General features: G+C 28.4%; 21 protein-coding genes. 2 read left to right on the forward strand and 19 right to left on the reverse strand.

Annotation, left to right across the window (positions count from 1 at the left end):
- Nucleotides 1-74: 74 nt before the first annotated feature.
- The 7 genes from LL038_RS12165 to LL038_RS12195 form a co-directional block, all read right to left on the reverse strand.
- Nucleotides 75-1,457 (reverse strand): leucine-rich repeat domain-containing protein, encoded by a 1,383-nt coding sequence (locus LL038_RS12165; RefSeq protein ID WP_216120246.1) that lies wholly within the window; start codon nucleotides 1,455-1,457, stop codon nucleotides 75-77.
- A gap of 193 nt (nucleotides 1,458-1,650) precedes the next feature.
- On the reverse strand, nucleotides 1,651-3,108 hold the full coding sequence (locus tag LL038_RS12170; RefSeq protein WP_253199933.1) for an ATP-binding protein: 1,458 nt from the start codon (nucleotides 3,106-3,108) through the stop codon (nucleotides 1,651-1,653).
- A gap of 190 nt (nucleotides 3,109-3,298) precedes the next feature.
- A complete protein-coding gene (locus LL038_RS12175) occupies nucleotides 3,299-3,994 on the reverse strand; it encodes a YjbE family putative metal transport protein (protein ID WP_216120244.1) in 696 nt (231 codons plus the stop codon).
- Between the two features lie 267 nt (nucleotides 3,995-4,261).
- Nucleotides 4,262-4,525 carry a hypothetical protein gene (locus LL038_RS12180; RefSeq protein WP_216120241.1) on the reverse strand — a complete coding sequence of 88 codons (264 nt, stop codon included), beginning with the start codon at nucleotides 4,523-4,525 and terminating at the stop codon, nucleotides 4,262-4,264.
- Nucleotides 4,526-4,627: 102 nt separating this feature from the next.
- A complete protein-coding gene (locus LL038_RS12185) occupies nucleotides 4,628-5,986 on the reverse strand; it encodes an MATE family efflux transporter (RefSeq protein ID WP_216120239.1) in 1,359 nt (452 codons plus the stop codon).
- Between the two features lie 221 nt (nucleotides 5,987-6,207).
- Nucleotides 6,208-6,852 carry a bifunctional 4-hydroxy-2-oxoglutarate aldolase/2-dehydro-3-deoxy-phosphogluconate aldolase gene (locus tag LL038_RS12190; protein ID WP_216120237.1) on the reverse strand — a complete coding sequence of 215 codons (645 nt, stop codon included), beginning with the start codon at nucleotides 6,850-6,852 and terminating at the stop codon, nucleotides 6,208-6,210.
- Nucleotides 6,852-8,078 (reverse strand): peptidase U32 family protein, encoded by a 1,227-nt coding sequence (locus LL038_RS12195; RefSeq protein ID WP_216120235.1) that lies wholly within the window; start codon nucleotides 8,076-8,078, stop codon nucleotides 6,852-6,854. The genes LL038_RS12190 and LL038_RS12195 overlap by 1 nt, the downstream gene beginning before the upstream one ends.
- 218 nt (nucleotides 8,079-8,296) lie before the next feature.
- On the opposite strand from LL038_RS12195, the gene LL038_RS12200 reads away from it, so the two are divergent.
- Nucleotides 8,297-9,559, forward strand: coding sequence for a PLP-dependent aminotransferase family protein (locus tag LL038_RS12200; RefSeq protein WP_253200200.1), 1,263 nt, complete (start codon nucleotides 8,297-8,299; stop codon nucleotides 9,557-9,559).
- Between the two features lie 246 nt (nucleotides 9,560-9,805).
- On the opposite strand, the gene LL038_RS12205 is transcribed toward LL038_RS12200, so the two are convergent.
- Together LL038_RS12205 and LL038_RS12210 are read right to left on the reverse strand one after the other, a co-directional pair.
- The gene (locus tag LL038_RS12205; RefSeq protein ID WP_216120233.1) at nucleotides 9,806-10,093 is read right to left on the reverse strand and encodes a hypothetical protein; all 288 of its coding nucleotides are present in this window, start codon (nucleotides 10,091-10,093) and stop codon (nucleotides 9,806-9,808) included.
- A 69-nt stretch (nucleotides 10,094-10,162) separates the two neighbouring features.
- Nucleotides 10,163-12,223, reverse strand: coding sequence for a methyl-accepting chemotaxis protein (locus LL038_RS12210; RefSeq protein WP_216120231.1), 2,061 nt, complete (start codon nucleotides 12,221-12,223; stop codon nucleotides 10,163-10,165).
- 307 nt (nucleotides 12,224-12,530) lie between these two features.
- Here LL038_RS12210 and LL038_RS12215 point away from each other — a divergent pair, with 307 nt between their 5' ends.
- Nucleotides 12,531-13,808, forward strand: coding sequence for a hypothetical protein (locus LL038_RS12215; RefSeq protein WP_216120229.1), 1,278 nt, complete (start codon nucleotides 12,531-12,533; stop codon nucleotides 13,806-13,808).
- A 207-nt stretch (nucleotides 13,809-14,015) separates the two neighbouring features.
- Here LL038_RS12215 and LL038_RS12220 read toward each other — a convergent pair whose 3' ends face one another.
- The 10 genes from LL038_RS12220 to LL038_RS12265 all read right to left on the reverse strand — a co-directional run bounded on the left by LL038_RS12220 (nucleotide 14,016) and on the right by LL038_RS12265 (nucleotide 24,546).
- Nucleotides 14,016-14,918, reverse strand: a complete 903-nt coding sequence (locus LL038_RS12220) for a permease prefix domain 1-containing protein (protein WP_216120228.1) — start codon at nucleotides 14,916-14,918, stop codon at nucleotides 14,016-14,018.
- On the reverse strand, nucleotides 14,911-15,252 hold the full coding sequence (locus LL038_RS12225; RefSeq protein WP_216120226.1) for a PadR family transcriptional regulator: 342 nt from the start codon (nucleotides 15,250-15,252) through the stop codon (nucleotides 14,911-14,913). The genes LL038_RS12220 and LL038_RS12225 overlap by 8 nt, the downstream gene beginning before the upstream one ends.
- A 900-nt stretch (nucleotides 15,253-16,152) precedes the next feature.
- Nucleotides 16,153-16,650 (reverse strand): hypothetical protein, encoded by a 498-nt coding sequence (locus LL038_RS12230; RefSeq protein WP_216120224.1) that lies wholly within the window; start codon nucleotides 16,648-16,650, stop codon nucleotides 16,153-16,155.
- A gap of 538 nt (nucleotides 16,651-17,188) precedes the next feature.
- Nucleotides 17,189-19,282: an RNA-directed DNA polymerase gene (locus LL038_RS12235; RefSeq protein ID WP_268056065.1), complete on the reverse strand. Its 2,094-nt coding sequence runs from the start codon at nucleotides 19,280-19,282 to the stop codon at nucleotides 17,189-17,191.
- Between the two features lie 678 nt (nucleotides 19,283-19,960).
- Nucleotides 19,961-20,728, reverse strand: coding sequence for a hypothetical protein (locus LL038_RS12240; protein WP_216120220.1), 768 nt, complete (start codon nucleotides 20,726-20,728; stop codon nucleotides 19,961-19,963).
- The gene (locus LL038_RS12245) at nucleotides 20,718-21,410 is read right to left on the reverse strand and encodes a hypothetical protein (RefSeq protein ID WP_216120218.1); all 693 of its coding nucleotides are present in this window, start codon (nucleotides 21,408-21,410) and stop codon (nucleotides 20,718-20,720) included. The genes LL038_RS12240 and LL038_RS12245 overlap by 11 nt, the downstream gene beginning before the upstream one ends.
- A 1-nt stretch (nucleotide 21,411) precedes the next feature.
- Nucleotides 21,412-22,566, reverse strand: coding sequence for a hypothetical protein (locus LL038_RS12250; protein WP_216120216.1), 1,155 nt, complete (start codon nucleotides 22,564-22,566; stop codon nucleotides 21,412-21,414).
- 204 nt (nucleotides 22,567-22,770) lie between these two features.
- Complete coding sequence (locus LL038_RS12255; RefSeq protein ID WP_216120214.1) at nucleotides 22,771-23,397, reverse strand: hypothetical protein; 627 nt, start codon at nucleotides 23,395-23,397, stop codon at nucleotides 22,771-22,773.
- A 471-nt stretch (nucleotides 23,398-23,868) separates the two neighbouring features.
- Nucleotides 23,869-24,018, reverse strand: a complete 150-nt coding sequence (locus LL038_RS12260; protein WP_216120212.1) for a hypothetical protein — start codon at nucleotides 24,016-24,018, stop codon at nucleotides 23,869-23,871.
- Between the two features lie 372 nt (nucleotides 24,019-24,390).
- Nucleotides 24,391-24,546: a hypothetical protein gene (locus LL038_RS12265; RefSeq protein WP_216120210.1), complete on the reverse strand. Its 156-nt coding sequence runs from the start codon at nucleotides 24,544-24,546 to the stop codon at nucleotides 24,391-24,393.
- Nucleotides 24,547-25,138 lie beyond the last annotated feature (592 nt).

Consider the following 25,138-nt stretch of genomic DNA (forward strand, 5'->3'; position numbering starts at 1 on the left):
TTTCGTAATTTAAAACAACAATAATATCACAAAGTGTTTCTTTTATTATACTGCTATAACTAAAGCCTTTATTCTTATTCGATATTGCATTTAGGCAAAACATTTCGTAGGGATAGCATATCTGTAACTTCAATTTGATTCATACTGACATTTAACTCAGTTAGGTTAATCAACACTTTTAAAGGTTCTATACTAGTAATTTGATTATTACTTAAATTTAATGAAGTCAAATTAGTCAGATTCTCAATCCCTGAAAGATTTGTGATATGTTTATCTTTAGCATCTTGCAAATTTGTTATCTTATCAACATCAGATTTTAAAATATCTCCAGTTGGTTTTTGAATGGCATCTCTTATTAGTTTTTCTAAATTTCCATCTGGAAATGTTATAACTTTACTAGCTTCAGCCTGACCGCTGACACTTGTTATATTTTGCTTAGGAGTAATAACTGTATTCACATTGCTAGGCATTTCCAGTTCTTTATACTTAGTATTACCTGAAGAATAACCTTTTATTTGATTAGTGTCTAAATACAAATCAATCAGGTTAGTAAGTCCCTTTAAAGGTTCTATGTTACTCGTTTGATTTGCTGCTAAATTCAAATTAGTCAAATTAGTTAGCCCTTTTAAAGGTTCTATATCACTCATCTTATTCGCAGCTAAATTCAAACTAGTCAATTTAGTTAGTCCCTTTAAAGGTTCTATATTACTCATTTTATTCGCAGCCAAATTCAAATCTGTTAGATTAGTAAGTCCCTTTAAAGGTTCTATGTTACTCATTTGATTTGCTGCTAAATTTAAACTTGTCAATTTAGTAAGTCCTTTTAAAGGTTCTATATCACGCATTTGGTTATCAGCCAAATTCAGATTTGTCAATTTAGTAAGTCTCTTTAAATGCTCTATATTACTCATTTTATTAGTGGATAAATCTAAATTAGTCAATTCAACAAGTCCTTTTAAAGGTTCTATATTACTCATTTGATTAGTATCCAGATTCAGATGAGTCAATTCAATAAGCCCTGTCAACGGTTCTATATTATTAATTTTATTAGATGCTAAATTCAAATTAGTCAAATTTGTTAATCCATTCAAAGGTTTTAAATTACTAATTTGGTTATTACTTAAATTTAGACATACTAAATTAGTCAGATTTTCTATGCCTGAAAGATTCTTAATATGTTTGCCTTTAGTATTTTGTAGGTTTGTTATCTTATCAACATCATCTCTTAAAATATCTCCGGTAGGGCACTGTATATATGCTCTTATTGCTTTTTCCAAATTTTCATCTGGAAATGTAATCACCGTACTCTCTGTTACCTGGGTACTTACGAGTGTTAGTTTAGCTTTATTATTTAATGATGAATTTTTTACGAATCTATAACCGCCAAAACTAAGTACAACTAATATAATCAAAAAAATACTGACCCACTTAAATTTGATATAATGAACCTTTATCATTTTTATAATCCCCCGTTTGTACTATTAATTAAACTACAACACATATTCTATTTAAAACAAAACTTTAATAATTGAGGGATTTATATTATATATTTTGTCCTAATGCTCCAAAAAATTTCAAATACTTCCCCTGTATCTTAATTTTTTAATAAACAAGCATTCTATATTTTATGTTTATAAATTTAGCTCTGAGTTACAAATAAACATCTGAAAGTTCCACACGTATATTTTCATTTTCACTTTTCCCTTTACTATTATATAACATATTCTCGTGCTTCACCTTCCCAGCTGGAAGTTGAACAGTAAATTTGCTTCCTTTTCCGAATTCACTTTCAGCATATATAGTGCCTCCATGCAATTCCACAATGGACTTAACTAAACTTAAACCAATGCCTGTGCCTTCAGAATTTCTTGATAAAGATTTGTCTACTTGCTTAAATCTATCAAAAATCATACTCAAGTTTTTTTCTTCAATTCCTATGCCGTTGTCCTTGACTGAAATTTGAAAGAATTTATCTTCATCCTTGAACTCCACAAGTATCTCATCACCTTCATTTGAAAATTTTATGGCATTTGATATAAGATTTAATAATATTCTTTGTATCATCTCTGTATCGCATGCAACAATTTTTTCCTCCGTATCTGTATCAAAAATAATACGTATACCTTTAATATCAGTAATATTAGTTACAGACATTACTATTTCTTCCACAACTTCAACAATATTATTATTTGATAAATTTAAATTGAAGAATCCTGCTTGAATCTTTGATGTATCGACTATATTATTTATAAGTTTAGATAACCTATATGAATTTAATTTCATTGAGTCAAGATATTTAATAATCGTTTCTCGCCTCTCATCTAATGAACCATTATCACAATACATTTGAAATAATTGTATGGCTGAAAAAATTACATTCAGTGGTGTTTTAAGTTCATGCGAAATATTTGCAATAAACTCTTCATGTGAAACAAGTAATTTATTCAATTCTATATTTACTTCATTTTTTTTCTTAACTTCCTCATACATAAAATTTGAAATATACTTAATAAATATAATATTACCCACAATAAGTACAATTCCCAAAACGATCAATAACCATCGCTGGATTATTTGAGTATTTGCAACCTTATTACGTGAGCTATTTACCTCTAAATCAATTTTACTCATTAGTATATTATCAGTCATCTTAAAATTATCGACTAAGTTTTTTCCTTTATTTAAATTAAGCTTAGCTTGCACTAATTTTCCATTATTGACTAAATTTATTTGTTGTTTGTAAAATTTTTGAATAGACTTCATCTGTTGGCTAAGTTGATTTGTAATATCAACTCCTAGTGCTGTATCCTTTAAATTATCCAAGGAAGTATAATATCCTTGTACTTGTTTATTTCCTAAATAATATGGTTCTAAAAATTCTTTATTTTCTGAAATCATATAAGACTGAATACCTGATTCTTGATTGATTAGTGATGTTAGAATTTCCGTTGAAAATATTTTTGCCGGAATTATTTTTTTAATAATAAAATCAGATTCACTGCATACTTTATTCATACTATAAATGCTAAATAATATTATAATTAATGATAAACAAGCAATTGAAAAATATCCCAAAACCATAGTTCGCCTACTTCTATTCCTACCCATAATAATTATCCTCGTTTCAAAAATAACTTTTGCTACTGGAAATTAAAAATTATATATTCCAGTAACATATTACCACATTTTCTTACAAATTACTACATATTGCTTGTTCTAAAATGGCATTATTATTTTGTTTCTTTGTAAGAAATAAAAGTTATCCAATTCTTAATATTGTTTTAGGTATGTTCTATGTTTATGAATTGGTTCCCAAATCAATTTTCGATTTTTTGATCATTAAGAATCCATAAACTAGTATACTAATAGCAAAAATCCATGGAATTATTGTTAAAACTGAAGGTGCAAGTTCTATATATTTTGTTGTTAAGTTATCCTCGAGTATCATTTTAAGAGAAGTATGGGCGAGTATCCCACCACCCAAATATATAACAATAGGATGTTTTCTCATTAAATTTGCAACAATTTGACTTCCAAAAAAAATTATAGGTACATTTATCAAAATACCAACTATAATTAATAATACACTTCCATTTGCTGCACTTGCTATTGCAATTACATTATCAAGACTCATACTTATATCTGCAATAATAATTATAGCCACAGCTTCCCAAAATTTTTCTGCTTTCTTTACAGTGCAGTCGTCTTCTTGAGCTTCAGGTTTAATGAAATCCCATGTGATTTTGACTAAAAATAAACCACCAATTAATTTAATATGTAACCATTGTATATCCATTATTAGAGTTATAATACAAGCAAATACTATTCTTAATCCTATAGCTCCTGTTATTCCAATCAAACTCGCCTTTTTAGCATATGCAGGTGGTAATTTTTTTGTTGCCAAAGCAATAACACCAATATTGTCGCCAGATAATGTTAAATCAAGTATGGTAATCTTAAGTATTCCTATAATTAAAAGCACTAAACTTTCCATTTCAATCCTCTTCCCTCGTTTTTTTATGTAGTATTCATAAGTGTTCCTATCATTAATTCACAAAAAACCTCATAGAGACTCTATGAAGCGTTTAATTTTTACTATTTACTCTAACCAATAAGCTTTAGCCTCTACCATTATACAGTATAATACTACTTTTTCAATACAATTTGTAAAATTTTATATTATCCTCACACTATTTTTTATTATAAAAAGAAGCTAATCCAAAATAATTTTAGATTAGCCCCTTTTTATAATATATTTATTTTATTTCAATACTTTCAACATGGTTTCCAGTATAGCAATACCTTCTTCCTTATATACCACTGACAACATGTATAACTCTCTAACAGCTTCTAGTGCCTTTTGAATACTCTCTTTACTCTTAGTGTTGACGTAATACCAGTGATCACCGTCGTTGCTTCTTAACTCTTTCATATCCTTACTAGTATGTTCATTTAAGTTCCAGTAGCTTTTAACTGGTTTCTTTACTACATCTTCAAGATGTTTTCTACCTATTAATGGCATCATAATTCCCCCTATTTTTTATTATTAAAAATTATTAAATAGGATACCATTATATATGATTCGACATAAATAATCTATATGCTTATAGTCTATTTTCAGATTATACTACATCATTTCCTGAGTAATACTCCGATTCTTCTTCCATCTTCCAGACCTCAGATACATTATACACATTACAAGTGATGCAAATGTTGCAAGCGGCGATGCAAAACCAATTTCATACAGCGTTATACCTGCCATTTTACTTAAAACAAATGACAACGGAATACGAATAAAAAAAGTAGCAATTAAACTATGAATCATTGGAAATAAAGAATTGCCACAGCCACTAAAAAACGAGTTCATACAAAATACAAAACATACCAAAATGCAGTCAATGCTATATGATTTCAGATATAGTGCGGCTGTTTTTATAACCTCAACATCCCTCGAAAATAATGCTGTTAGCGACGTTGGATTAATTTGTACATATATATAACATATTATTCCTATGATTAATGAGCATCCCATTCCTATATACAAACACTGTTTCGCTCTTTCCTGCTTTCCTGCCCCCATGTTCTGAGCTGTCATTGCTGCAATTGCTGAAGCGAACGCAATAGTTGGAAGCATTGTAAATACAATTATTTTTTCTACAACACCTACAGATGCAGAAGCAGTAAGCCCCATTACATTAATAACCGCTGTAATTATTATAAAAGAAACATTAATTAAACCATCCTGTAATGCTATTGGCAATCCTAACTTAAATACTTTCTTTGCTTTACCTGATTCAAGTTTAATATTCCTGCGATTGAACTCAAAAACAAAACCTACTTTTTTTACATACATAACCCCAATTATGAAACTTATAGCTTGAGCTAATATAGTGGCAATTGCCGCTCCTGGTGCACCCATATGTAAAACACCCACTAATATTAAATCTACAAAAATGTTAGTTACGCAAGCTACTGTTATAAAGTATAATGGAGCTTTTGAATTACCTAATCCTCGCAGAATACCACTTAACGCATTATAACCTATAATAAATGGTATACCACAAGAACATATTAAAATATATTGCTTTGTGTATTTAAATGCCTCTGCTGGTGTATTCATTAAACTTGTAATAGTACCCGTTAGTAGTACCATAATTACAGTCATAGCAGCGGCCATTATAGCAAATATACAAATTATAGTTCCAATTGACTCTGCAATATCCTTATATTTTTTTGCTCCCAAATAGTTACCGATTATAATTGTACCGCCTGTAGTAAGTCCAAGAATAACTCCTGTAATTGTCTGCATAATCTGACTTCCTGTTGCCACCGCAGAAACTTGGGCAGAATTATCAAACTGACCAACAACTAGCAAATCTGCTGCACCATAGAGTGCTTGCAGCAAACTTGCTAACAAAAATGGAAATGCAAATTTTAATAGTGTGGGGATAACCTTCCCCTTTGTTAAATCGTTATGTTGCTCCATTAATATATAACCTCCTAAAAACAAAAAAATGCTGGATAAGACAGTTGATTTTATCCAACCATCTTATCCAGCATATAGTTATATACCCTCCGATGAATATATTAACCGTATCACATACACAAATTATTGTCAAAATATATAGAGTTTTATCCACAGAAACATTTTATAATCCCTGTGGATAAAGCAATTAGCATTTGTTATTTTATAGTATTAATTTAATCCTATAGTCCTCTTGCACTATTAACTTTTGCAACAAATTTAGCAGCCATTTCTTTTACTGCTTCGTAGTCACCAGTTTTTGCTCCCTTAGTCAATTCACCACCAGTACCTACTGCTACTGCTCCAGCCTTTATCCAATCCTCTACATTGCTTAAGCTTACTCCACCAGTTGGCATAAGGTTTGCCTGGGGAAGTGGTCCATTAAATGAACTAATTATTGATGGACCAAACGCATTGCCTGGGAATACTTTTATAATATCAACACCATATTCTAAAGCTTCTATTGCCTCTTTAACAGTCATTATTCCTGGCACAACAGCTACTGCATATCTGTTACAAATTTTTAATGTGTCTACATTTAAATTTGGACTTACTATAAAATCTGCTCCTGCGAGCATGCATGCTCTAGCTGTCTCCGGATCAAGTACAGTACCCGCTCCTATAAGAGCTTCTTCAGAATTATAACGTTCGGATAACTCTTTAATTATATCAATAGCACCTGGAACTGTCATAGTAATTTCAATGGCTTTTATTCCGCCCTTTATAACTGCATCAATAATTTTAATCCCTTGCTTCTTTGATTCTGCTCTTATTACTGCAACAACACCTGCATCTAAAATTTGTTTAATAACTTGTGATTTTTTCATTATTTTTCCTCCTTAATTTTAATAATTATATCATCTGCCTTAAGTTCTTCATGACATTCAATTGTGAAAATCATTTGTGCTGATGGTGCACTATCTATAGCTTCTCCGCTTTCTTTTTTCATACTATTAAGTTTAATGTTCTTGTTATCTCCCTTTGGAACTAAAACTTCAACAGCATCACCATTGTAAGTTTTATTTTTTTGCTGTATTGTTGCTATATGAGAATCTTTGTTATAGTTTCTCACAATACCTACAATGTCATAATTGCGAATGTATGCTGAGCTTTCATAACTCTGTTTTATCTCTTCATCAAAGTAGAAGCCAGTAGTATAAGGTCTGTGACTAGGTTTTAGAAGATAATCTTCCCATTTAGAATCAAAAACATATTTTTTAGGATCTTCTATGTATTTATCAATGGCTTCTCTATAGGCTTTTACAACAGATGCAACATAATATACACTCTTCATCCTTCCTTCAATTTTAAGAGAGTTAATTCCAGATTCCATAAGTTCAGGGATATGTTCTATCATACATAAGTCCTTTGAATTCATTATATAAATTCCATTGTTATTCTCAGTGATTTCATGACGTTCTCCAGATTCCTTTTCTTCTATCAGATGATATTTATATCTGCATGGTTGTGCACATTCGCCTCTATTTGCATCTCTACCTGTTAAATAATTTGATAACATACATCTACCTGAATATGCCATGCACATTGATCCATGAACAAAAGCTTCTATATCACAGGTTTCCGGAAGTTTTTTTCTCAAAATTTTGAAATCATTTATACTCATTTCTCTTGCCATTACTACTCTTTTAACACCTAATTTGTGCCAAAATAAAGCAGATTTATAATTTACACAATTTGCTTGAGTACTTAAATGTATCTCAAGATTTGGAACTACTGCTTTAGCAGTTTCAATGATTCCTGGATCTGCAACAAGTATTGCATCAACCCCAATTTCATATAACTCTTTAAGATAATCCTCTATTTCTGCTAAATCATCATTGTGAGGAATTATGTTTAATGTAACATAAATTTTTTTACCCCTAGAATGTGCAAATTCTAGTCCTTCTTTTAATTCTTCAAGATTAAAATTGTTTGCAAATGCTCTTAGATTCAGTTTACTTCCTCCAAGGTAAACAGCATCCGCACCAAAATTTATAGCTGTTTTAAGTTTTTCTAAGTTCCCCGCTGGAGCTAAAAGCTCTGGTTTTGTCATAACTGATTTCTCCTCATCTTTTCTCAAGTGTCTCCACTATACCTACACAAATTGATTACACCTACATATTAGTATAGTATAATTTAGTTATCAAGAAATAAAAGTGCAATCTGTACTAGTACAAAATTAAAGGAGTTGCTTATATTGTTAAAATACGAAAAGATTATTGACTATATTCATAATGGAATTTCAGCTGGAAATTTCACCTACAAAAAAAATTGCCTTCTATTAGGACTATATCCCAACTATTTAATTGTAGTATTGGTACAGTTTTAAAAGCCTATGATAAACTTGAAAAAGATAATATTGTTTACCCCTCTCCCAAAAGTGGATACTACCTATTAGAGGATTTCCATAATACTAATTCCACTAACAATACTATTATTGATTTTTCATCAGGAGTTCCAGATATTGAAAGCTTTCCTTATGAAGATTTTCAACATTGTTTGAATAAATCCATAGATTTGTACAAAAAAACCTTATTTACTTACTCAAATCCACGAGGATTGAATTCATTAACACATGTATTATCAAAACACTTTCAACAATATCAAGTATTTACAAGTTCAGACAACATTGTCATTACATCCAGTTCTCAACAAGCACTAACCATATTGTCAATTATGCCCTTTCCAAATGGTAAATCTAACATTCTTGTTGAGCAACCTACTTATTATGGAATTATAAAAATTTTAGAATTAAATAATGTTTCCGTATTAGGAATTGAAAGAGGGCTTAACGGAATAGATTTATATGAACTAGAAAACATGTTTAAGTATGGCAATATTAAATTTTTTTATACCGTCCCTAGATTTCATAACCCAACTGGAACTTCTTATAGTAAAGAAGAAAAAGAATCTATTGTAGCTATGGCGCAAAAATATAATGTATATATTGTTGAAGATGATATTGTTTCCGATTTAGACATAAATAAAAAAAATGACCCCATGTTCACTTATGACACTACTGAAAAGGTTATTTACTTGAAAAGTTATTCAAAAATTCTTATGCCTGGACTAAGAGTTGCCGCACTCATATTGCCAAGCTTACTAATAAGTACTTTCCTAAATTATAAAAAATGGACAGATATGAATAGTCCAATACTATCTCAAGGGGCACTTGAAATCTATTTAAAAAGTGGTCTGTTTGATATACATAGAAACAAAATGAGCACCCTATACCGTAATAGAATGACTTATTTAAAAAATACAATATCTTTGCTTCAACATTCTAAAATAAAATGGAACATCCCTAAATCCGGATATTTTTCTTGTATATATGTAGATGATTCACTACAATATGATAAAATAATAAGTTCACTATTAAATAACAATATTAAAATGTTAGATACAAATTTATGTTTTTTGGAACAAAATAGAAATGATCATTATTTTAGAATAAGCATTAGTAATGTAAATGAGGAGAAAATTAAAAAAGGTATTCCTATAGTAATTAATACCATTCAAAAATATATGACATAGCTATTATCCATATTTAATTTGGTTTATCTACAATGAAAAAAGGCTCTAGCACAATTGTGCTAGAGCCCTTGATCTATCGTTCCTAGTTATATATATATTTAATTAAAGGGGGACTCTAATTAAAAAATCAATTACTAGTTTCTTTCTATGTATTAACAATAACAATTATATGTGTCATTAGAATGTCGAGAATAACAATAAATTGTAAACTATTTACTTGCCTATCTTTTTTATCTCACCTAGGTTTTACTTCCTTGGCAAAATAGTGAATACTATTGCGTAGTAAACTCCGGCTAAAATTCCAAACTCGAAGTCATTAAGATTAATATAGTTACTAACAAGTAGGAATAAAGCAATCGATATAATAAAAACAAATTTATTTATCAATTTTTCATTACCACTTTTCTTAATGAATTCCTGAAGAGGTGTAAATATATTAAATCTATTATTAACAAGATTTAGAATAATTTGAACAGGAAAAAAAGCTACTAAAAGTGTTACTAAAAATTTAAGAATTGAGCTAATAAATTCCATCTTTTCATCTCCTCTTATGTACTCATCAATTACGTAGGCGCCCAATTCCGGGTTCAAATCTCCTTATAATTAAATTTTGAATTCTGAAACAATAGTCTTTAATTCTTCAGATACTTTCTTAGTATCACTTGTTACCTTTGATACATCATTTGATTTTTGTAAACTAATAGATGCTTTATTAGCAATATTTCCAGTTCCTATAGCCATTTCATTATTTGCAGTTGATATTTCATTTATGACATTAATCATAATTTGAAGAGAGGAGCTTACCTCCTGAGCTTTACTACTAAAATCATTTACAAGATTTCCAACATAGTTTGCATCTTTATAATACTGTTCTCCAATTTCAACCATAGCAATATAATCTTTTATTACTGTTGAATCTATGAAATCTAATACATTCTCCGAATTGTATTTTAAACTTTCTACTGAAGATACTACTATTTTAGTTACTTGTTGGATTTCATTAGTAATATTTTTTGAATCCTCAGCTAGCTTTCTAACCTCTTCAGCTACTACTGCAAAACCTTTCCCTGCTTCTCCTGCCCGTGCAGCTTCTATTGCAGCATTTAAAGCTAATAAATTTGTTTGAGATGAAATCTGTAAAATAGACTCCGTTAATTCATTAATTTGAGTAACTGCTTTTGACTGCTCTATTGATTGCTTTAAGCTACTATATATGTTATTCCTAATATCTTCAGCTACCTTTTTAGAAATAACTGCACTTTCTTTTAATTCCTGTGCCCTTTTTCTTATCTCACCTGAATTTTCAGCACCTTCTTGAGCTTTTTCGGATATAGTAGTCACCGCTTTTCCTAATTCATCGGAAGAAGCACTCAATTCTTCTGATGAAGCTGCTGTTTCCTCCATGCTAGCGGACAACTCTTCAGTTGTTGATGATATTTCCTCAATCTGATACTCTAAATCATACATACTCTTATTAGTTATAATAACTGAACTCTCTATTTTTTCAGATTGTTTAACTACAGTTTTAAGCATAGTCCTAATAGATTTTTGCATTGTATTTAAAGAAATCATTAGATCACCAGTTTCATCACTTACCCTCATTGCTTTATCTGGTACTTCCTTTGAAAAATCTCCTAAAGCAAATGTTCTTATATATTCCACAGCTAATTTTAATGGTTTAGTAATACTTCGTGAAAATAATAATATTAACAAGCTAGATATAATAAGACTTATAATAATTACAATAATTATTCCATTTCTAACACTATTGATTTTTGACATATACTGTTCCACAGGTATAAAGGATACAATATATAACTTTGTGATATCACTTTTTGTATATGAAGCTATGTTTTTTACACCATTAATAGTAAAATAACCTATACCAGAATTGTTAGCCTTCATTGTACCATAGAAATCTGGCATATCTCCTTTTTCTTTGCTTAAGTTAAGTTTTAATATTTGTGAAGAATTTTCCGATGAAACTACAAGACCTGTTGGATCTATTAAAAAAGTTTTAATAGATTCATTAGAGTTTGATTTAACAATATTTTGAGTTAATGTATTCAAATCTATTGAATCTAGAAATGATGCTGTTAACAGTTTAGTATCAGTATCCAAAATCGGTGCATTTATTGTAATAACAGGTCTTCCTGTTATAGGAGAAGCCATAATACTCCCAATCTTAGCTTTGCCTTCTTTCTCCAAGGCTTTTAATAAATCTTGGGTAGCTGGTCTTTTATCCCCAATAGACTTTCCACCAATACCATCAGCTACTGTTACTTTATTTAAATCTGAAGAAATCACTTGCAAAATCATATTCTCATATAATCCATTTGAATTTTTCAATTTAGTTTCCAAATTACTTGACATATGAGTTAATACTGCTTTGTTAGGTTTGTTAGTTTTTTTAAATTCTTTAAAATAGTTTACAACTTCACTTTCGTTTGAAATAGATGTTGCTAAATCCATTTGATCCTTAAAAGCCACATCTATATAATTTTTATTTGAAATAGCTGCACTGTTCAATGATTTTTTTGCTTCACTTTCCAAAGAATTTGAAAATGAGTTAACTGAATAATAACCACTAATAAGTAAAGGTATAATAATACATATCATGGCTACTACTAAAAATTTTACGAACAAACTAGATTTTCTTTTCATGAAAACATCTCCTCATATGATATTTAAAATAAACAAGGCTATTTAAAGTAATAAGTAATAAATAATTTCTTAATGCCTTTCTTTATTTATCGATTATATGTAAGATTACTTTAATGTTTTCGACCTTTTGTGACCTTTTCTTCTAGGTTACGATTTACATAATAAATTTTATAAAATCAATGGTTTAATTGTATATTTAAACCATTAAAGGTATAAAGATGTTAATATAAATTACGATAATAATATTAAAGAGCAATGCATTTTAGTATATAATTACTAAATTTAATTAATGTTAAAGGGGCTAAATATGGCAATGGATATAAAAACATCCTTTCCTAGTTTAAACAACTACAAAATAGATATAGATAAAACATTTAAAGCAGAAAAAATGAAAGTATCCAGTGTAACACAAGAAGAATTACTGGAAAATAGACGAAAGCTAGATGCAGAACAAATAAAATCTGATGCAGCAGAAAATTATTGGGCAGGCTTATACTCATCACCTAATTCTTGTGAAATACCTTCAAATGGAAATTATGAGGTATCACCGATAGTTATTTCTAAAGATTATACTTTTACAGATCCACAATTTATAACTAACTTTGTAGCAAAGGAAAGTCTTTATGAAGACAGAATTAAAGAAAAATATTCTGGAAAAGAATTGGAAGAAAGACTTAATGGATTAAATAAAGTTTCTGATGAAGCTGTAAATAAATTATCTGAAGCATTTGCAAAAGGTATAGGTAATTTTTTAAACGGAGATTTAAATTGGATTAATGACGATCTTACATATAAGGGGTCCACCGAAAATAAAAATAATGAACAGAATTTTAATGTGAAAGAATTTCAAAGCCATATTATTGATGTAATAAAAAATAAGAAAAAGATATTTGAAGATGTAAAAACGCAGAACTCAGCAGAATGGGGAAAAGTAATAAATAATTATGGAGATGGTCTAAAAAACTTCACTGATAAACTTGATAATCTTTCAAATTTATATTCAATTAACAATTGTAATACAATTGAAAATATGAGTTATAGTGACATTAAGGCAGTTGGTACAGTAATAACTACCTTAGGCGGAGGTATATATACTAATTCTCCGGAAGTTTTAGGCGCATACCTTGGACAAATGAAACTTAAAGGTGATATTATGCTGGAAAGTTGTAATATGTCAAATGAGGTAAAGAAAACACTATCAAATACAATTTCACAAAACATTGCTCGTAAGATTGTTAATTTCTCTAATTCTCACAGTGCAATAGTTGGGACTTCCTTTAACAATTTAGAGGGAAGAGTAGTTGATTCCTTCAATTTCTTTGCAAAACTTTATAATGATGACCTTAAGCAATTCCGTACTGAATATTCTAAAGGTCTAAATAACCTTATGAGCTCTTTACTTGAAGGAAATTCCTATGAAAACGAATCACCATATGCTAATAAAATTCGATTTACAAATAGCATAATAGATCAACAAGTAAATGATTGGAATAGCTTTATAGATAAACTAAAAATAGATAATGATACAAAAAAACAACTCAATATAAATGGTTTTAGTGGAAATATAATCGATTCTAAGTTTTAAGTAATATTTTAATTAATAACATTTAAAAGAGATCTAGCAAACTCGCTAGATCTCTTTCATATTAGCAGAGAAAAGGGATTCGATTTTTGCTATGAATCAATCATAATTATAATCTACCAATACTTATTCGTTAATAAATTAAATTTAAGTCAACCAAAATTCTCTTCAATTAAAAGCAAGACTTTCCTGCTCCACTCTTAACAAAACTTAAATTTTATTTCTGCTTTTATTAATAAGACTACGTCCAACAAGATAATATATCAAATATCCAACAACATTGAGCAGTATAAATACAAATATCCAAATAATACTTCTCTTATTATTAACAGAATTTATACTTGCCCAAATAGCAAATAGAACCCAGTAAATCAAAAGTAGTATAGGTACAATCTGAAAAATTATAAAACTAATATCTCTTGTCTCAGTAATTACAATTATGCCCTTATTGGAACCTTTAATTTCAATTTGTTTAGAATTTTGTGCATATGCAACAAATCTTGATAATGTTTTTGGACGACCATTACCAGATTCATCAATAGTCATTCTTGGTGCATAATTGTAATCATACTTTAGATTTCTATCTGTATTAATATATTTATCATTTTTATCAAAAATTTGAAGTGTTACATAGTCAATAGCGAAAGATTTATCTACCTTATCTTTAAGATTATTTTTCATATTATCTGTGATAGGATTAGAATCATTCCCCATGTTTTTTTCTATAATTGAGTATATATCATTAATTGGTCTGTCTACGGAATAATTTTTCCAAATTACCCCTCCAAAAGATAATAAAATTCCTAATACACCTACAATTATCGTTATGTTTAAAAGTTTTTTGGCATATAAGTATTTTGTTTTGTATACCTCTTTAATTTCTGTTTTTATACTATCTACTTCTCCAAATTGTTTTATAGCAAGTTCAACAGCATTAATTTCTTCATATCCTTGACTTAATAAATCACCTACACTACTCAATAGATTTGCTTTCATCTCATTTTTAAAATCTTTAATTTCATCTGAACTTGCTTGAATACCAATTGCAAGATTAGATACATACTTTTCTATGCAATCTATACCTTCTTTGCTCATTTTTGATTGACTATTCATTTTTTACACCCCCAAGAAACTTATTTATCAATTCTCTCATAAAAATCCATTCTATTCTTTTTCTTTTAACATATTCTATTCCATCATCAGTGATATTGTAATATTTCCGTCTACCGCCGCCACTTTCACTATTACTCCAATATGATTTAACATACCCGTTCTTTTCTAGTCTTTTTAATGACAGATATAGTGTGCCTTCCTTTAATTCAAAGGTTTCCCCACTAATCGCCCTTACCTTTTTTGCTAATTCATATCCATACATAGTGCAGTCATTAAGTACACTCATTAATATTGTATCAATATACCCTTTCAGCATTTCCTTATCTATTTCCAATATCTTCACTCCTTATCCATATATTAACATGCAGTACTTAATAATGCAATGTACTTAGCTGCAAATCTCAACAAGGTTCAAATCTAGATGAACTATACCTTGTTTTTAAAAACGAAAAAAAGAAATTTGTAAGAAATATAATTTCAGAACTGAGTGGAGGTTTAATAATTTATAAGAAAGAAAAATGTGTTGGAAGTTAAAAAAGGTACTTTATAACAGGTGAAGAAATAAAAACTCTAAATGAATATTTAGATAAATAAAAGATAGCAACATATTTATTTCTTAAAATAGTAAATACATTACTATTTTCAATTACTCAACTATATTAAAATGCCTTCATTGTCCTGCAACATTTCACCCTAACAAAGCAAATGGTATAATCAAAGTTTTTCGATAATTCACTAAAAAATATAATTACTTCTTGTAAAAATACATATTATCTTCAAAATCATTTTGGGAATTTTTTGCTATTATTCTTCCTAAATAAACCAAATAAACTACACACAGCTATTCTATATCCTAAATAATTGTCTTTCGTTGTACTCTATTTTTGCATGTTTTTGTAGTTAGCGTTGTCCTTTTAAGGTTGCAAAACTTAATTTCGTTTACTCATTTATTTTTTAAGCTTTTTATATTTTAGAACCTTCACTTTTATAATTATAAGTTTTTTTATCAGATAAATAATTCAATCCTTTTAAAATATCATGATTGCACCACTCAGCATATTCTATTCTTCATCTATTGAATGATATTAGCACGCCGGTGAATTTGTTTATAAGATAAAAATCACTCAATAGCTTAATTACATAATGATTAGCTTCATATTCTTGTACAAAATCTTTTTCTGTTACCGAAGGTTTCATATAATCTATATATTACATCAAAATATCCACCGCAAGTTCAAACAGTAATTATCTGATATATATTCATTGTCATTTCTGCATTTTCATTTAAAATATAGATAATATGTAATTCTCTGCTTTTATTAATAATTTGTTCTTCCACCTTTTCAAATCCACAAATTTTGTAACTCATTATCCCAGTAATAATTCTACTATTTTTAACTATATAATCTGCCAAATGCCATCTTGCTTTATTCATACTTATAGCTCCTGCTATATAAATTAATTCTCCATCCAAATAAATCTTAAAAAATATTCTTTGTTCCATCTCTGCATCTGCATAAATGCCTTGACTTAAGCAATATTTTTGAACAATATAATTCAGAAAATTTAATAAAAATTCATTTTTGTCATTGCTTCTGAAATATGATTTAAAATCTTCTACATTTAATTTAAGCTTCCTCTCCAAAGCTTCGATACATACCTTAGTTCTCTCTATCGCTAAATTATTTCTCCTTGTTGAGTTAATTAAGTCAATGTAATCAATTTTCGTCATTCTAGTCTCCTCCTTTTTTTCTAAAATCGAAATGTTTCTTAATCCATAAAGATTTCTCTCTCGCATTAAAATTCAATTTTCAATTTTAGAAAATTAAGGATAAATAATAAATGACTTTGCAAGAAACGCAAAGCCACTTTATAATAATTACTGGTATTAATTAACGAAGGATAGATACCTAAACCCTTTGAGGTGCCTAGATTCGTAATGGTGTGTCGGGCAGGAATCAAACCTGCGACCAGCTGGAACGGAAACAGTACTATTACAGAAGATTACACAACATTATAATTCTTTATTTCCAATAAGTTTAAGGCTACAGAACTTTGTTTAACGTTATATTAATATATATCTTTTACCGTAGTTGTGTTTTTATTGTGTTATAAATCATCTTCAGAACACCTTCGTTTATTTTCTTTAATTTCCTCATCTTTTAATAATACAAAACAAATACTACTCTTAATTGTCCGTGCAACTTCACTTAATAAAAATCATTTTCTATTTGTATTACCATATTGTTACCACCCAATAAATTTTGCTTTTAATAATCTATATATGTATCGTTAGAATATATAGTATCTTCTTTGCTGAAATCAGTATTAAAGAAGTTAAATAACCAATCATTGCTATTAAATTTGTCCTTTGGGGGTTCTTCCTTAAGTTCTTCCTTAGGTTCTTTCTTAGGTTCTTCCTTAGGTTCTTCCTTAGGTTCTTCCTTAGGTTCTTCCTTAGGTTCTTCCTTAGGTTCTTCCTTAGGTTCTTCCTTAGGTTCTTCCTTAGGTTCTTCCTTAGGTTCTTCCTTAGGTTCTTCCTTAGGTTCTTCCTTAGGTTCTTCCTTAGGTTCTTCCTTAGGTTCTTCCTTAGGTTCTTTCTTAGGTTCTTGTATTTTATTTAATATATCTACTATAATCTCTTCAATGATATCATTATCTATAATTTCTTCGATAATATCATTATCTACAAGCAATTTTTTTACCACTTGCTCTACATTTTCTCTTAATTTTTCTGTTGTTAGGTTCCCACATTTTATAATTGATCCTATATCCATTTTCAGTATGACTAACTTTCTTAACATACTCCCTACAGGTGAAAAATCAGCATTAATAAAAGAAATTTTATTATCTAACAGTTGTTTGTAAAATTGATCCTTTTTTATATAATCTTTATCCTTATCCTGACCAAGCCATCCCTGATTGCAACATTCATATGTAAATAACCAATTTGAATCATACAATTCTTCCTCCGTGAAAAAACTTCTATAATGATCAAAATTTAAGTTTCCATTTAGAAGTTTCTTACTATTCAAAATCATAGTTAATGTATTTATTATTGCATTGTCACTTTGTAATAACTTCTTGCTTACCTCCTCATTAATCTGCATCTTAAGTCTATTAGCAATACTTAGTGCCCATGCAACTTCATAATCATTTTTCAATTCTATATTATCCCTTATTAACCCATTCACAAATTCCGTTATTTTATCAATATTAATAGGGTATCCCCTGTATTTATATCCTTCTATTATTTCAAAAACAGTTGGTACTGTTAATGGATCAATTAAAGCACTATGTAAAACTAAGGACTCAAAAATGTCCCAATTCTCCTTCATTATTACAGCTTTTCTTACTGTTTTTAAGGCATAAATTAGTATTCCCTTTTCATTATTATTTTTAAAAAATTCAAATGTCTTACTAAAATAACTTATTAAATCTTTTTTTTGCATTAGAATATTTATTTTACTATCATTGCATTTTCTAAAATTAAATGTTGTAAAATAATATATCCATTCAGGTACAAGTTTATCCGGAGTTTTTATAATACTTGTTTTTGAACTATTTAATTCTAGCTGGTACCTTTTCACAATTTTATTTAATTGACTCAGCCCTCTTTCAGCATCTTCTAACGAATTAAAATAATATTCCATATCATCTGTATATCTATACCCATTAACTTTAATACCCATAATGCTCATAGCCGAACTAAACTCGTAATCTATAACAACTCCAATAATCTCCTGAATTATAAATGATGTAGCCGGACCAATAGGTATTCCTATAGTTTGTCCATCCTGCATATTTCGAACAAGTCTATCTATTTCATCTCCAAGAAGATATAACTTCTTTTTTATATTTTCTTTTGCAATTTCCTTAGTATGCAATGCCCATGAAATAGAGTGTGCATATATACTAGGATAATACCTTGCAATATCTGTTTTTAAAATATATTTATTATTTCCAAGGCTATTAATTCTTCGATAAACTCTCTCTTCCATTTGGAATTTTGGTTTTATAGCTTCATTTTCATTGTCTGTTATTGTTGGAGTAGTAAGTGAAACATTTGATTTATTAAAATGATTCGCCAATTCGCTCCATTTATTTTCTAATAAATTAGAAAGTAATATATAATTTAATGGAGTAGGTATCGATATTGACCTTCTAAAGTTTTCTATTTTAGGAATCGAAAATTCAATTGTTTTAGTCCACTTATTAACGATTTTCTTTGATAATTTAGATTCCGAGATATCAATACAATCTAATAGTATACCTAGATGTTCAGAAGTAAATTCTTTCGGTATTTCTTTAGAAAAATATCCATAAGATATAATTTTTTTTGATAAATCCATATTACTACTCAAGACTCCACTTCCTTTTATACCTAAATTTTATATATTTATTTTAATCATTAAACCTTATTTATATTAGCTATACATTCTTTTTCCATTTTGGTCTTACTGTTTTAGTTTAGGAATAGACAAATATAAGTCCAATGTTTTTTTAACCTCTTCAATATTATTAATATTATAAATATTTCTATCTATTTTTTTTAACTCTATTAACTCCTTTGAAATTGTATTTATCGCACCTGAATAGTGATGTGCACTTTTCTACAATCCATTTTTCTTTAACCATACAATAAATTCATCAATCATATTAATATCCCCATTCTTATATCTTTATTTCGTACGGCTTGTTTTGCGATTGTCTTCTAACTATTCTATTCCCTTACACTTATGTATCTTATCATATTTTAAATCCCTAATAAATAAATAAAATCGTATTCCATCTAAGATATATTTGCACAGCAAACAATTCTATAAACACAAAAAAGAACCACTCGTCGAAAAGTAGCTCCTTCTATTACTTACTAGCTACAGTCAGCCTATTAAAATAACACTTTATATCATTCTCAAATAGTCTTTTTAAAATTTCTGATTATCCATCCTCCAAAACCATTCACTAATAATCGCCAAGTAAAACCCTTCTATAACCACAATCGTTGTACTATTCATATACCCAATGTATTATAATTTTTATTATGTAGTTTCAAAATTCAATGTAGTTTTCTCGATTATTGTTTTTTTTAGTTCTAAGTCTCTTAGACTAAATTGAATACCAAATAATTGCTTTATTTCACCTACTATACTTATTTTTATGATTCCAATGTTTATGCCTTTCTTTATTCCAAATTTAATTGCGATATAAGGTGTTTCTAAATCTCTATTATTTGCATCATTAATCTCAATAACATTATATTTTTTGCTTATAGGAATATCAACTCCTAATTTAATAACACTTATATCGGTAGATAAGATAGTTAACTCATATATATGATCAATACTCTTATTACATTTTACTATTAAAATTAAATTACCAGAGTTTCCATTCTTATCTTTTGTAAAAATAAAATCTATTAATTCACTATTAATATCCTCTTCAACTGTTTCAATGGAACTGCAAATTTTAGGTATAACCAACCCAAAGCTATTTATATTCCGATTTATTCCTTCGATTAAGCTTGTACTATTGCTCAGTAAATCCAACGTTTTTATGATTTGATCTTGGCCACTCTCTAAATTCTCGAGTTTTTTAAATTCTTTATCAATAGTATCAACAGAAATCTTAAAAAAACATAGCATTGCAATAATTATAATTATAATTGCAATTACTTTCGTAGTTGTTGAGGGGAATATAACATATACACTTCCTGAGACTATAGTTACAATTATTGATAAACCTCCCCAAACATTAAATAAACTTTTCCATAGGCTTTCAAGAGTCTTACTCTCAAATTTAGTAGTCATAATTCTTCACCATTTCTTTTGTAAAGTAGATAAATTGTATTAAAAAATCTAAATATTCATCATTTAATGTATATTTACTTACTTGAAGCTTACTACCATTTAATGTTACTAAAAAATTATACTTCGCTGGTTGAAATGTGACATTTAATATTTGTCTTTCCATGTCTTTTATAACATTATCAAATTCAATAGAATTTTGTATACCTGATCCATATATATTTATTGCATTGATCATGCTATCTGATTTTTTATAATCATAAGTAACATTTAGAATATTTTCTGTGAATTTATTGTTAGTTAAGTGTAAAATCAATTCTTTATTAGTATACCTTACTTTCTCAAGTTTGCATTCCCTAATAAAATCAGACCAGTTATTAATCCTATCAGTCACAATACAAATCAACATTAAATCTCTAAAAACTAATACCTGACAGAAATCTTCAACAACGGATTGCTCTTTAAGAGAATTAATCAATTCAAGTGCTATTTCATTTTCACCATTATCCAAAGCAGCCTTAATATCCTCTAACCCATTCTTATTCATATAGGTTCTAGTAAGCCGAAACAAATCTACCCCTTGATAATGATCTACATAAACTATATTTCTATTAGTTTCTACATCTTTAATGTCTTGGTATTTATAAAGCCATGAAGATTTAAAAGAAAGCTCAAATTGCTTCATTTCAATTGCTCCTTATAATTTTTTTAATTTTATCTTCATTATTTAATTCCTTACTTGAAAAACTATCAATGAAGAGTTGCTTTAATTTTATGTACGCATATTCCATAATATTACTATCTATTTTATCATTATCCTTTATATACATCCTAAAATATCCGCTTTGGTTTATTATTCCAGCATCTATGCTATGCATGAACATTTTATTATTACCTATATCCTCATTGTAAATTATCTTCAAACATACTGACAAAATAACTCTTCCATTTAATATCCTATTTTTAACTTCATCATGTTCTAATAAGTTTTTTCCATCAAAGCTTGTAGAGTATATCATTGTATCTAAATCCATATGATTATCGTCCTCATGATCAAAAGCTATATCACTTACTAAAAACTCACTAAAATTATATTTTTTATTTTCCAATTCGTATAATATATCAAGAAACTTTATTGTATACTTATTTATTCCAAAATATGATACTACAGAACCATTAGTTCCTACATCAGTACTAAGAGATTGTGTCATCTTAGGCTTAGTTAACTTTAATGAGTCATCTTGAAAATATTGTTGGAATAATAATTGTGTGGTACTTTTTATATCAGAATATATTCCAGTGTTCTTCGTTTGAATATATACAATATTATTTGTTGGATATATTTCTAAGACAGCACGCCTTGGCAGCAAGTAAATAATGCTTGATTCATTTCCATAATCATATAGATACTTTATTTTATCTATTGTAGCTAAAACCTTCAAACAATCAACAGATTCATCTATAACCTTAAATGTCAATACCTCTTCTTGTCCATCTTTTGTTTCCCTGTTCATATCATATGACTCAAGATGAGATTTAAAAGCTTTAATATCGAATTTATATATTTCATCTATACTCAAAAAAAAACCGTCTTGTACATTTAGGTCTGGGTTAAATGCTTGCCTCTTTATGATACTATAGAACTCCTTTCCAAATTTATCTTCGTTATAATCTCTCAGTATTCTACTGCATATTTCTTTATAACTTAAATCAATTCCTATAGGATAATTATTTTTTTTTGCTATTCTAATAAGTTTATCTTTACTTAGTATTCTAAAGGCGTGCTTTAAAGTTGTTAATTTACTATGTTCAATAACTTTATTCTGAGTAATTGTTCCCATATTTATCCCCCTTAACAATTAAACTATTTCAAATATTATTCCTCTTATTTCAATACTTCATTTTCTTCTAATGTCATTTTGTTATTAAAAAATGTTTTCTTATTATAACTATTTTATTTAATTACTATTTTTAATTTCAGTATTAAATTTATTGTACTTTAATAAAATGAACTTTCATGATCCCATAAATTCTATCAATTGTAATTAGAATTTATTTCTATTTTGTATAATATTATTAATTTCTGGATTCACCCATATTTCACTTGTACCAACATATTGAATTTCTGAAATTATTATCTTAACTTTTTTTACCTTGTCGCTTTCAATAACCCCTACTGTCCCAGGTTTAATAATTGTTGGTTTTATATCGTAATCATGATGCGTTTGTTGAATCATATTATCTGAAATGTTAGTACTAGATCTTACAAATGCTGAATTATTATTTTCATCATATAAAAGTATTACCAATTTATATGTATATATTGTTTTGTTAGAATTGTTTTTAATATAATAATTTAATTCTGAAAAACTGTGATAACCTATGTCTTTTAATTTATACTCGGTTATTTCTGCTGGAGCTTTTATAGTATTTCTCTTTGAGTTTATTGGACTAGATGAATCTAGAGCAACTACTGGAGCGGTTGTTTTTACAGTAGCTGATTTAGTTACAACTGTAGAACTTGCTGGTGCTTTTCCATTTGCTTTCAATATAGATTTTGGAGCCGGCACCTCTTTGCTTCCACTTATATTTTTAGAAGCTTTTGGTTTCTCTAGCTTCTTAATTTCCGATCTTTTAATATTAGGTGCAGATGTAACATTAGTAGTTTGCATTTTACTTTTATTTGTAAGATTAGATAAAATTTTTCTGTAATTTTAGTATTATTCCTATTATCCATTGCCACAAACATGCCTACACCTAAACTCCCAGTAAAAAAAAACAGCCAATAATAATGAACCACTACAAATTTTTTTTCCTTTCATCGTTCTAGAAAATATTACATTTAATATTATAATTAAACCTATCATGCCAACTCCAAACACGTAAATGCTATATTAGTAATCTGTTATCCAACCCCCTCTTTAATTCATACATTACTACATAAAATTTGTTTTGAGATTTTTATCTACTTTATCTCCAATTTAAATTTAACTATCCCAGAAAAACGCTTCATTCCAACATTTTAACATATATTCCAATATAATATTTACTTTACCATTATAAACTTATATATTCAAGTTAACCTTTGTGTTTCTGTAAAATTTAAATTATCACTGCCGCACTTTTTATGGGGTTTATCGGTATTATAACAAGAAAATCTGTTTAACCATTATTCTCATTGTGACCTTAGATGCATCCCAAATAAATTGACCCATGTCATCACATAAATTCGTGGTCTGTGTAGTATCTATAGAATTTTTTTTTGGCACCTCTTGACCAAATTCATAGAACATTCTAATTATCCATCTTTAAAAATAACATTTAATCTATCTCCTATTCCCTCAATTCCAGCAACTATAGCCGATGTTGTATCTGAATCATCACCCAGTAAAATTGCTTCCTTAATTACACTTCTCAGATAATCAATTATATCTGCTTCCTTTTACAATAGCTTCAGAATCTGGTTAAACCATTAAATTCATACAAAACCCCAACTGTTTCTCCAACCATCAACCCACAAATTCCACCTAATATACATATAAGCAACTTCCTATTTTTATAAAATTATTTACCACTTACAATATATAAATTCTAAAATCGATAATCCCCCAAAAACAAAAATGGCTTTGGAAAACCAACAGCCATCTAAGAATTATTAATATTATTTACCTTCTTAATTTATATACCTCTTCTATTAACCCATTTAATTGATTTTGTTCTAATTCTAAATTTTCTAATACTCTTGCACAACTTGTTATTACACATCCAAGTTCTTCTTTAATTTCGTTGTCAGACAAGTTTCTGTCAACTGAGACTTCCATTAGTGAATATGTATCTTAAATTGTTTTCTCTTCATTCTCTTCTACCAGTACCTAAAAATTTACACCCAAGATTTCTGATATCCTTAAGTTTTTCCAAACTAGTATTTTTCTTAATTCCGTGTTCAAGCTGTACAATCAACTACTTGCTTGTGATGATGTTTTTTATTTTGATACACCCAAAACTGAATCCAGTATTAGAAAGATCTTTCAGCAGTAATTTGAAGGGGTAGTTCAAATATATCTGTAAATAAGACTTTATATTATGGTGAGTGTTTTAGAATGTATTCCTTGTAACACAAGGTTTTACTTGAACACTCACCATAACTTAGCGCTCTACATAATCACGATAATAGAGAGCTCCCCCCATTATCGTCACTCCTATACCAGCCTTGAAGTTTATTTAGAAACTTCCTTAAAAGTTGTTTCAGAAAATATGTGACATTCAACCATAAATATAACTGCTGATAACTATGTTAATATAATTGAAAAGAGAAGTTTCAACCAAAATTGATAATATGTTAAATACACCTTTAGAGATTACAAATTCATTATAACTATCTAGAATTTAAATTCCCTTGAATTCTAATATTCC

Source organism: Clostridium estertheticum (assembly GCF_026650985.1).
Lineage (GTDB): Bacteria > Bacillota > Clostridia > Clostridiales > Clostridiaceae > Clostridium_AD > Clostridium_AD estertheticum_C.